Origin of the sequence: cf. Phormidesmis sp. LEGE 11477 (genome assembly GCF_015207105.1) — a bacterium.
GTDB lineage: Bacteria > Cyanobacteriota > Cyanobacteriia > Phormidesmidales > Phormidesmidaceae > Phormidesmis.
Map to the genome: position 1 here is coordinate 1 of NZ_JADEXO010000250.1, position 1,911 is coordinate 1,911.

General features: G+C 45.1%; 2 protein-coding genes. One reads left to right on the forward strand and one right to left on the reverse strand.

What is annotated here, in order from left to right:
- Positions 1 to 28: 28 nt before the first annotated feature.
- On the reverse strand, positions 29 to 439 hold the full coding sequence (gene tnpA / locus IQ256_RS29060; RefSeq protein WP_193859157.1) for an IS200/IS605 family transposase: 411 nt from the start codon (positions 437 to 439) through the stop codon (positions 29 to 31).
- A 66-nt stretch (positions 440 to 505) separates the two neighbouring features.
- Between tnpA and IQ256_RS29065 the strand changes: the two genes are divergently transcribed.
- Positions 506 to 1,911: transposase (locus IQ256_RS29065; RefSeq protein ID WP_228025400.1), on the forward strand; the 1,406-nt coding region annotated here is incomplete at its 3' end.

Consider the following 1,911-nt stretch of genomic DNA (forward strand, 5'->3'; position numbering starts at 1 on the left):
GAAAGCCAGGTGAGTGATAGCGAACAGTCTAATCAGGTCTGTCCTGATTTTGGACGTAAGCTTTGAGCTCGTCAACGGTTACCCCACCACAACTCGCTATAAAGTAACCACTAGTCCACAGCACTTTCTTATAGTAAAACTTGTTTATCTCAGTCGGGAATTCTTTACGTAAATAACGACTCGATACGGTTTTTAGATTGTTGATGAGCTTGCTTGGCTGGGTCTGAGGATTGTATTGCAGAAGCAAATGAACGTGATCTGATTCACCGTTGAATTCAATCAACGTCCCTTCCCATTTGCCCATAAGCTCCGAGAACACTGAATCTAACCTTGTTAGCATCGCATCAGTAAATATTTTTTTTCGATATTTTGGGACTAACACTAAATGAGCCTTTAGTTCTGAAACGCCTCTAGCGCGGTGGATATAATCTTTAGTCACGGGTTGACACTAAATAATTTACCGTGCTAGCATAACACTAATTACACGGTAAAGGTCGAAACCGCTATGACGTATACGTATCAGTATCAATGCTACCCCGACACTAAACAAAAGCTAGAGCTAAACTACTGGCTTAGAGTATGTCGCTACTGGTATAACCGCCAAGTGGGAGATCGTTTCAACTGGTGGGAAGAAAACAGAACGTATGTGAATTCTTGCCCGCTAGTTTGCAGCATCGCGCCGTTGCGAGATAAACCGTCTCGTTACGGTCAGCAATCGTTGGTGCCGAAACTAAAAACTGATTTGGTTCGCGTATTTCATAGCGGTGAATTGTTGGACTTTACACGCCTAGACTCAACCGTGCTACAAGACGTATGTAAGCGAGCTGATGACGCATTCAAGCGCTACATATCGAGTGACGCTGCTGGAAAGCGTAGCGGTAAGCCACGTTTCAAGAGCGAATCGTCTTACAAGACGATGGTATTTGCGATGGTTAAACCATCGTGGATTCATCTAGTTCGTAAAAACTGGTTATATTTGCGACTACCCAAACTGGGGATGATAAAAGTCAGGATGCATCGACCTATTCCGACTGGTGCAGTCCTAAAGCGCGTCAGCATTAGCCGAAAAGCTAACGAATGGTTCGTAAACCTCACCCTGGAAGATAAAACGATTCCTGACACACCATTAACGGTGACTGAACCCACTTGGGAAAACTCAGTAGGCATTGACGCCGCTTTAGAAGCCGATGACTACCTAGCGCTATCTGACGGGACTAAACTACCATCTGCTAAGCCGCTGCGAACGTCTCAGCCTAAGCTAGCTAAAATATCGACTAAGAAAAACTCACGCAAGCGTGGTTCACGCAGACGGCGTAAGTTAGCAAAGCGAGAAGCTAGGCAGCATCAACGCATTGCCAGACAGCGTAAAGATCACCGTTACAACACGGCTCACGCTGTAGTGAGAAAAGGCTTCGATTACATCTTTGTCGAAAAGCTCAACCTCAAGGGTCTGAGTAAACGAAATAAACCCAAACAAAACGATGATGGCACCTACGCTGCGAATGGTCAGTCTCGTAAGTCTGGATTGAACAAGTCTTGGAATGACGCTGCATTTGGCGCGTTCTTTGAAACGTTGGAATACATAGCTGAAAAAGCTGGATCAACGTTAGTGAAACAGAAACCAGCGTATTCATCGCGGGTCTTGAGCTATCGGAATGAAGATATATTCACCGATTGCAGAATACGCGACTATTACGACTCGGTAGAAAATGTGACAGTTGATCGTGACATAAATGCCGCGATCAATCTGAAACGACTTGGGCTGGGCGTTTTCCCAAGTATAAAACGGCGTAGTGGGAAAATAATCATATCTGGCGATATGACCGATAGTACCACGAAGCAAATCTTGTCTATCTTTCGGGACGGCAACAACACTCTAGCTTCTAAAGAAGCCCCCGCTATAACCGATCA